This is a genomic window from Micromonospora sp. DSM 43699, assembly GCF_055517075.1.
Map to the genome: position 1 here is coordinate 41979 of NZ_JBTMMT010000051.1, position 9464 is coordinate 51442.

Here is a 9464-nt window from a genome sequence, read left to right on the forward strand (position 1 = left end):
TGCGTGCGCACACCGGTGCCGGACGTCTCCTCGACCACCGGCTCCCACCACCCCCAGTAGGAGTACCGCATGCCACTGTCCAGAAAGTTGCCGGCGCGGATGTTGCTCGCCACCGGCCTGATCGCCGCCGGAACGGCTGTCGCGCTGCCCGCCGAGGCGGCGGCGGCCGGCTGTTCCGTCGACTACACCGTCTCGTCCGAGTGGGGCGGCGGCTTCGGCGCGAACGTCGCCATCACCAACCTCGGCGACCCGATCAGCAGCTGGACCCTGACCTGGTCGTACGGGGCCGGGCAGCAGGTCACCCAGGCGTGGAACGCCACAGTCACCCAGTCCGGCGCCCAGGTGACCGCGCGCAACGTCAGCTACAACGGCACCATCGCCACCGGTGCCAACGTGTCGTTCGGCTTCAACGGCTCGTGGAACGGCAGCAACCCCAAGCCGACGAGCTTCACCCTCAACGGCACGGTCTGCACCGGCGGCACGTCGACCCCGCCGCCCACCACGGCCCCGCCGACCACCGCCCCGCCGACCACGCCCCCGCCGACCACGCCACCGCCCACCACGCCGCCGCCGACGACCCCGCCGGGCCAGTGGCCGCCGTCGTCCACCTTCACCAACCCGGTGATCTGGCAGGACTTCGCGGACATCGACATCCTGCGGGTGGACGACGCCTACTACTACTCGGCGTCGACCATGCACTACTCCCCCGGCGCGCCGGTGCTGCGCTCCTACGACCTGGTCAACTGGGAGTTCGCCGGCCACTCGGTGCCCAAGCTGGACTTCGGCCAGAAGTACGACATGACCGCCGGACGCGGTTACGTCCGGGGCATCTGGGCGTCGTTCCTGGGCTACCGCAAGAGCAACAAGACGTTCTACTGGGGCGGCTGCATCGACTTCGACAAGACCTACATCTACACCGCGCCGTCGGCCGAGGGGCCGTGGACCCGGCACACCACCATCAACAGCTGCTACTACGACGCGGGCCTGCTGGTCGACGACAACGACACCATGTACGTCGCGTACGGCAACTCGAACATCAGCGTCGCCCAGCTCTCCGCCGACGGGAAGACCCAGGTCCGGTCGCAGCAGGTGTTCACCACCCCGTCGAACGTGGGCACCCTGGAGGGGGCCCGGTTCTACAAGCGCAACGGCAGCTACTACATCTTCCTCACCCGGCCCGCCAACGGGCAGTACATCCTGAAGGCGTCCAGCCCGTTCGGGCCGTACACCATGCAACAGGTGCTGCTGAACCTGCCCGGACCCATCTCCGGCGGTGGGGTGCCGCACCAGGGCGGTCTGGTGCAGACGCAGAACGGTGACTGGTACTACATGGGCTTCCAGGACGCCTACCCCGGCGGCCGGGTGCCGGTGCTCGCCCCGGTCACCTGGAACTCCAGCGGCTGGCCCGTCCTCCAGCTGGTCAACAACACCTGGGGCGGCTCGTACCCGTACCCGAACGTGCCGCGGCCACCGCGTCAGGTGAAACCGATGATCGGCACCGACACCTTCGCCGGCACCACCCTCGGCCCGCAGTACGAGTGGAACCACAACCCGGACAACACGAAGTGGTCGGTCAACGACGGTCTACGGCTACAGACCGCGACCGTGACCAACGACCTCTACTCCGCGCGCAACACCCTGACCCACCGGATCCAGGGCCCCCGGTCCACCGCCACCATCGAGCTCGACTACTCCACGATGCGCGACGGTGACCGCTCCGGCCTGGCGATGCTGCGCGACCAGTCGGCCTGGATCGGGGTCCGCCGCGACAACGGCGCGACCCGGGTCGCCGTGGTCAACAACCTGACCATGGACAGCAACTGGAACACCACGAACACCGGCACCGAGGTCGCCGGGGCCGGCATCTCCGGCGGGAAGATCTGGCTGCGGATCAACGCGGACATCAGCCCCGGCTCCGGTCGGCAGGCCCGCTTCTCGTACAGCACCGACGGGGTGAACTTCACCTCGCTCGGCCCCGCCTTCACCCTCAACAACGCCTGGCAGTTCTTCATGGGCTACCGGTTCGCCATGTTCAACTACGCCACCAGTTCGCTCGGTGGCGCGGTGACCGTCCGGAAGTTCGACCTGGCCAAGTCGTAACAGCCCCGTCCCGACCCGCCGGCCGATCACCGTCAGGTGGTCGGCCGGCGGTCGCATCCCCCACCCCGACAGGAGCCGCTGCCGTGCCCGCCACCCACCCCCGATGGTCGGCTGTCCCGCCGTACCCGTCCCCCTCCCCCACCACTGCCCACCCCGGGGCGGCTACCGACGCCGCCCGCCGTCCCGGGCCGGCCCCCACCGAAGCACGCCGTCCCGGGCCGGCGGTCGACGTCCCGCCGTCGTCCCCGGCCCGGCACCGGCCCGGCCGCACCCGGACGGCGGTGCTTGTCGTCCTGGCGATGCTGGCCACCGTGCTGGTCGCCGCGGCACCGGCCGGGGCGACCCCCGCCGTCCGGGTCACCAACCCGCTGGCCGCACAGCGCGCCGACCCGCACATCTTCCGGCACACCGACGGCTACTACTACCTCACCGCCACGGTCCCCGAGTACGACCGGATCGTGCTGCGCCGGGCCACCACCCTGCAGGGCCTGTCCACCGCCCCGGAGACCGTCATCTGGCGGCGGCACACCAGCGGGATCATGGGCGCGCACATCTGGGCGCCCGAGATCCACTTCATCGACGGCAGGTGGTACGTCTACTTCGCCGCCGGCGCGACCGACAACGTCTGGGCGATCCGGATGTACGTCCTGGAGGGCACCGGGGCGAACCCGCTGACCGCGAGCTGGGCGGAGAAGGGGCAGATCCGTACCCCCTGGGAGACCTTCGCCCTGGACGCGTCGACCTTCGTCACCAACGGCGTGCGGTACCTGATCTGGGCGCAGGCCGAACCGGGCATCGCCACCAACTCCAACCTCTACATCGCCCGGATGGCGAACCCGTGGACGCTCGGCGGCGCACCGACCCGGATCGCCGTGCCCACCCTGGAGTGGGAGATGCGCGGCGGGGTGAAGGTCAACGAGGGGCCGACGGTGCTGCAACGCAACGGCCGGATCTTCCTCACCTACTCGGCAAGCGCCACCGACGCCAACTACTGCCTCGGTCTGCTCACCGCGTCGGCCGGCAGTGACCTGCTCAACCCGTCGTCCTGGGTGAAGTCGCCGCAGCCGGTCTTCACCAGCAACTCCGCCACCGGCCAGTGGGGGCCGGGGCACAACTCGTTCACCGTCTCCGAGGACGGTCTCAGTGACATCCTCGTCTACCACGACCGCAGCTACCGGGACATCAGCGGTGACCCGCTGCGCGACCCCAACCGGCGGACCCGGATCCAGAAGGTCTACTGGAACGCCGACGGCACCCCGAACTTCGGCATCCCGGTGCCGGACGGGGCCACCCCGGTCCGGCTGCGGTCGGACAACCTGCCCGACCGGTTCGTCAGGCACTGGGAGTACCGGGCCCGGCTGGAGGCGAACGTGACCAACCTGGCCGACTCCCAGTTCCGGATCGTGCCCGGCCTGGCGGGTGGCAACACGGTCTCCCTGGAGTCCACCAACTTCCCCGGCTACCACCTGCGGCACCGCAACTGGGAGGTATGGGTCGAGCGGGACGACGCCTCGTCGACGTACCGCGCCGATGCCAGCTTCGTGCAGCGACCCGGCCTGTCGAACTCCGCAGGGGTGTCGTTCGAGGCGGTCAACTACCCCGGCCAGTACCTGCGGCACAGCGGCGGCCTGCTCTATCTGCGGACCGTCACCGACGCCACAGGCAACGCCGAGGCCACCTTCGTCCTGGAGTGAGCCGCTACTCGTCGGGCCGGGTCCGCCACTCGCCCCCGGCCCGACGAGCCGGCGGTCCCGGCCGCCCGAGGGGATCCGCCGCGTACCGTCCGGCCCGACCGGGTGGGCTACCGGACCCGGCGCATCCAGCCGTACGGGTCGGCGGCCCGACCGGACTGGATGTCGAGCAACCGTTGCCGGAACTGCCGGGTGTGCCGGCCCGGCGTCCCGTCCCCGATGGTGAAGGCGAATTCGTCGCTCTTCAGCCCGACGATCGGGGTGATCACGGCGGCCGTGCCGGCCGCGAAGGCCTCGGTCAGCGACCCGTCGGCGAAGCCGGCCCGCAACTCGTCCAGGTCGATCGCGCGCTGCTCCGGCTCCAACCCGTGCTCGGTGGCCAGGGTGAGCACGCTGTCCCGGGTCACCCCGTCGAGGATGGTGCCCAGCCCGGGGGTGAGCAGCCGGTGGTCGCGGGTCACGAAGAAGACGTTCATGGTGCCCGACTCGTCGATGCTGCGCCGGCCCTCGCCGCCCAGGTAGAGCACCTGTTCGCAGCCATGGTCCAGGGCTTCCCGCTGCGGGGCCAGACTCGCCGCGTAGTTGCCGCCGCACTTGGCCGCGCCGGTGCCGCCGATCGACGCCCGACTATAGGTGGTGCTGACCCAGAGCGTGACGCCGGTGACCCCGTTCGGGAAGTACGACCCGGCCGGGCTGGCCAGCACGCAGTAGGTGACGTGCCGGGCCGGTCGCACCCCGAGGAACGCCTCCGAGGCGAACATGAACGGGCGCAGGTACAGGCTCTGCTCACCCCCGTACGGCGGCACCCATGCCTCGTCGGCGCGGACCAGCGCGACCACGCTCTCGACGAAGGTCTCCTCGTCCAGCTCGGGGAGGACCAGCCGGCGGGCCGAGGCGGCGAACCGGCGGGCGTTGAGCTCCGGGCGGAACAGCCAGACGCTGCCGTCGGCGTGCCGGAAGGCCTTGAGTCCCTCGAGGATCTCCTGCGCGTAGTGCAGGACCGCCGCGCCGGGGTGCATGGTGAACGGCTCCAGCGCGCCCACCCGGTGGTCGTGCCAGCCGGCGTCCGGTGACCACACCGCCGTCGCCATGTGGTCGGTGAAGTGCCGGCCGAACCCGGGATCGGCGAGGATCTCCTCCCGGGTGTGCCGCGGGGACGGGTGGTCGGTGGGGATCCACCGGAACTGCGCGACCATCCGAGCTCTCCTCGGGACAGGGTGCCGGCGCACCCGACGAGACGGTGCTGCCCGTCGGGGCCGAAGATGTCGGGGCCGTCCGCCCGGTATGTCCCGGGGGTGGTGGGTACAGGCGAACGTCGCACAGAACACTATCAGTCACCACCGGTGCCCGGCGTCCCTGTACCGCAGCGGCGCCGATGCGCCCCGCCCGGCCGGGAACGTCCGGCCGGGCGGGGCGTCGCCGGTCGTCAGCGCACGGCGGGAACCCTCAGGACGGCCACCTCGCCGACGTTGCCGGCGACGTCGACCGCGCGGTAGCGCACCCCGTGTGCCTGGTCGTCCAGCGGCACCGGCCCGGTCCAGGTGGTCCACTCCCCACCGTCGAGCCGGTACTCGACCCGGGCGACCCCGGAGCCGGCGTCCCGGCCGGTGACCACCAGGGCGCGGTGGGCGAGCGTCGCCTCGGCGGTCGGCGCGACCCGGTCCACCTGCACCGACGTCGACCAGGGCGCGCTCCAGAACAGGTTGACCCCCTGCGCCCGGTACTCCACCGTGTGCCGGCCCGCCGGCAGGGCCACCGGCTCCCGGTACGGGAACCAGCCTCCCCCGTCGATCTGGTACTCGACCAGCCGGATCAGCTCCCCGTGGGTCAGGGTGAGCGCCGCGTTGGCGCCGTACCAGCCGTCCGCGCCGGGATCGGTGATCCGCAGCCGGGGCTGCCCGCCCCGGTAGCGCAACGGCTCGACACCGCTCAGCGTGGGCACCACCGGCTTGATGGTGCCGTCGTCCGCGAAGTACAGCCGGTCGACGGTGGTCTCCCGGTGGGTGCCGTCGCCGCCCGGGATGGCGAACCTGTGGTACGCCACGTACCAGTCGTCGGTGCCCGGCACCTGGACGACCGAGTGGTGACCGGTGCCGAGGATGCCCTGGGCCGGGTCCTTGGTGAGGATCTCACCCTTGCTGGTGAACGGCCCGAGCGGGCTGCTGCCGATGCCGTAGCCGACCCGGTAGTTCTCACTGCCGGTGTCGTCGATCGACCAGGACAGGTAGTAGACGCCCTGTCGCTTGTGCAGGAACAGGCCCTCGCGGAAGCCGGTGAGCCCGGTCAGCCGGACCCGCCTGCCGACGTCGTACGAGATCATGTCGGCGTTCAGCGGGACCACGTACGGGGTGCCGTTGCCCCAGTAGAGGTAGCTCTGCCCGTCGTCGTCGGTGAAGACCGCCGGGTCGATCTGCTGGGCGTTGCCGTAGTCGGCCTTGCTCACCAGGGGTTTGCCGAGCGGGTCGACGAACGGCCCGAGCGGCGAGTCGGCCACCGCGACACCGATGTTCTGCTGCGCCGAGAAGTAGAGGTAGTACTTCCCGTTCTTCTCGATCGCCGCCGGCGCCCAGGCGTTGGTGTCCGCCCAGCTGATGTCCGGCCCGAGGTCGAGGATGGTGTCGTGGGCGGTCCAGTCGACCAGGTTCCGGCTGGACCAGACGGTGAACGTCGAGCTGCCCCAGCCGGGGAAGCCGTCGGTGGTGGCGTAGATGTAGTAGGTGTCGCCGAACCGGACGATGTTCGGGTCGGCGTTGAAGCCGGGAAGCACCGGGGTGTTCATCGGCACCGCCCGGACCGTCCAGGCCCGGCTGGCCCCGGCGGCGCTGGTGACGGTGACCGTCACCGGCCGGGTGTAGTTGCGCGGCCCGGTGGGCTTGACCGTGGAGGTCGGCGCGACCAGGTAGCGCGGGGCGAGGGTGGTCAGGTCGGTGCCCGGCCGGACCGGCAGGGTGATGGTGCCGGTGGCGGCGTCCACGATGGCCGGCACCTTGAGGCTGTCGAGTTCGACGGAGACCACGCTGGTGCCGTTGCTGCCCAGCGCGGCGACCTCGGCGTCGGTGAGCGCCCGGTTGTAGAGGGAGAAGTCGCGTACCCGGCCCTTGAGGTAACGGTCGCTGGCGTACTGGGAGCGGCCGAGGTAGTTGGCCGTGGTCCGGCCGCCGCCGATGTCGCCGGGCGCGACGGTCAGCCCGGTCTTCTCGGCGACGCGCACCCCGTCCAGGTAGATCCGCGCCGTGCCGGCCCGGTTCAGGGTGTACGTCAGGGTCCGCCACGAGCCCCGGGGCACCGCCCGGCCACCGGTGACGGTCTGCTCGCCGGTCCAGTTGCCCAGGGTGATCGAGGTGCGGTAGTCGTTGCCGGTGGTGAACAGGTAACCGTTGCCGACGCCTGCGGAGTCGGTGTTGCCGAGCCCCCAGAGGAAGTACGGGGTGGCCTGGTCGGCGGCGATGTTGACGTCCACCGACACGGTGATCTCGTCCAGCCCGGCCATGATGTTGTCGGGCAGGTCGACGTGGCCGTTGGCGCCGCCGAGGGTGAGGCTGCCGTCGTCCCAGCGGGCGTCGCCGGCCAGCGTGGCGTGGTGGCCGTTGCCGGAGTCGTCGGTGACCGTGCTGCCGCCTGCCTGGTCGAGCCGGTAGTGGGCGACCACACCGTCGGCGTTGGCGCTCACCGGTGGCGGCGCGTCGGTGAGCGCGTCGAGTTCGGCGCGGGTGACCGGGATGACTGTGCCGTGGCGGGGGCTGGCCGGCAGCCGGTAGGAGGCGGGCACCTTCCAGTCGGGCTTCGCCAGGTCGTCGGTGCCCAGCGGGATGTAGCCCCGGCCGCCGTACTCGTCGACGAAGAGGTAGTACCGCGAGCCGGAGGTGTCGCCGGGGTTGGCCTTGAAGACGGTGGGGCCCTCGACGGCGGAGGTTCCGGCGTCGCGGCCGATGCACGAGTCGAGCATCGTCCAGGCGGGCCGGCCTGGCAGGTCGACGGCGGTCAGCGAGGTCGATCGCTCCTGGATGATGTCGGAGCAGCCGGTGCCGCCGCCGCCCTCGTCCTTGGTGAACCGGTAGTAGGTGTCGCCCTCGCGGATCATCGTGGAGTCGATCCGCGACTCGCCCCGGTCCTGCCAGACCGTCGCCGGGCTGAACGTGACGAAGTCGCGGGTGGTCGCGGCGAGCATCCGGTTGTAGGTGTTGCCGGTGTGGTCGGGGTCGTTCTCGGCGAACAGCTTCGAGGCCCAGAACACCAGGTACTCACCGCGCGCCGCGTCCCAGTACGCCTCCGGCGCCCAGGTGTTGCCGGCGGTGGGTGGGGACACCTCGACGTGCCGCTGCGCGGACCAGTTGACCAGGTCGGTGGACTCCCACACCTCGAGGTAGCGGCTGCCCCGGCGCTGGGCGGCGTCCCAGTCGCCGTTGCGCCCGATCGACAGGTCGGTGGCGATCAGGAAGAACCGGTCCCCCTCCGGGCTGCGGATCAGGAACGGGTCGCGCAGGCCCAGCGTGCCGTGGGTCGACTCCAGCTTCGGCTGGCCGCCGTTGACCTCGGTCCACTGCAGGGCGTTGTTGCCCCGGCTGGCGGCGAAGTAGATCTTCTCCCCGGCGATCGAGTTGCCGGTGAAGTAGCTGAACGCATAACCGGCGTACGGCGCGGGGGCCGGCAGCTCACGGACGGTCAGCGTGATGGTCCGCTCGGCGGTGGCGCTGCCGACGGTGACGGTGGCGGTCAGCGGGACCGTCGCGTCGCCCGCGCCGTGCGCCGGGCGACGCACCACGCCGTCGGCGGCGACCACCTCGGGCCGGGCCGAGTGCCAGGTGACTGTCGCGCCGTGCCGGCCGGTGGCGGGCATGGTCAGGTTGCCGCGTACGTCGTCGGCGTGCACCAGGGACAGCGCGGCGGCGGCCGTCTCGGCCCGGGTCTGGTCGGACTCCCCGGGTTGCGCGACCACCGCGACCTCGGCGGCGCTGAGGGCCCGGTCGTAGATCCTGAAGTTCGCCACCCGTCCCTTGAGGAACCGGTCGGTGCCGTAGTTCGACCGGCCGAGGTGGTTGGCGGTGGTGACGCCGTTGCCGACGGCGCTGGGCGGCACGGTGACGGCGGTGTTCCGGGCCACCTGCACGCCGTCGGCGTAGAGGGTGCCGGTGGTGCCGGTCTGGGTGTAGACGACCGACTTCCACACCCCCCGGGCCAGGTTGCCGCCGGTGCCGGTGACCTTCTCGCCGGACCAGTTGGTGGTGGTGATGCCGGCGCGGAACGCGTCGCCGCTGGCGAACAGGTAACCGGTGCCGGCGGCGGAGGTGGCCGGGTTGCCCAGTCCCCAGAGGAAGTACGGGGTCTGCTGTGTCGGGTCGACGAGGACGTCGACCGCGACGGTGACCGACGACAGGCCGGCCAGGATGTTGTTCGGCAGCTTGACGTGGTCGTCGACACCGTCGAGCAGCAGCCCGTCCGGGCCGGTCCAGGTGCCGCCGCCGACCAGGGTGCCGTCGTTGCCGTGCCCGGAGGTGTCGGTGATCGTGGTGCCGGTGCGCTGGTCGAGGTCGTAGCGCAGCAACAGCCCGTCGGTGACGTCGGCGGCAGCCGCGTCGGCCCTTGTCGCCACGGCGGGGGTCAGTGCGGCGAGCAGGGTGAGCAGCGTGGCGGCGGCGAACGCCCGGGTGCGGGTGGTGCGGCGGGGGGTGGGGG

At 71.4% G+C, this 9464-nt stretch carries 4 protein-coding genes; 2 read left to right on the forward strand and 2 right to left on the reverse strand.

From position 1 onward, the window contains the following. Positions 1-69: 69 nt before the first annotated feature. On the forward strand, positions 70-2100 hold the full coding sequence (locus tag AC0AIB_RS22335) for a family 43 glycosylhydrolase (protein WP_465097419.1): 2031 nt from the start codon (positions 70-72) through the stop codon (positions 2098-2100). Between the two features lie 83 nt (positions 2101-2183). Next, the gene (locus AC0AIB_RS22340; protein ID WP_328347800.1) at positions 2184-3794 is read left to right on the forward strand and encodes a family 43 glycosylhydrolase; all 1611 of its coding nucleotides are present in this window, start codon (positions 2184-2186) and stop codon (positions 3792-3794) included. 107 nt (positions 3795-3901) lie between these two features. Here AC0AIB_RS22340 and AC0AIB_RS22345 read toward each other — a convergent pair whose 3' ends face one another. Both AC0AIB_RS22345 and AC0AIB_RS22350 read right to left on the reverse strand, forming a co-directional pair. After that, on the reverse strand, positions 3902-4987 hold the full coding sequence (locus tag AC0AIB_RS22345; protein ID WP_328347802.1) for a branched-chain amino acid aminotransferase: 1086 nt from the start codon (positions 4985-4987) through the stop codon (positions 3902-3904). 230 nt (positions 4988-5217) lie between these two features. Further along, the coding region (locus AC0AIB_RS22350) for a family 43 glycosylhydrolase (RefSeq protein WP_465097420.1) at positions 5218-9464 on the reverse strand (4247 nt) is incomplete at its 5' end.

Coding starts and splice junctions, on each gene's coding strand:
- AC0AIB_RS22345 (WP_328347802.1), bottom strand. CDS start 4,987: ATGGTCGCGCAGTTCCGGTGGATCCCCACCGACCACCCGTCCCCGCGG.
- AC0AIB_RS22335 (WP_465097419.1), top strand. CDS start 70: ATGCCACTGTCCAGAAAGTTGCCGGCGCGGATGTTGCTCGCCACCGGC.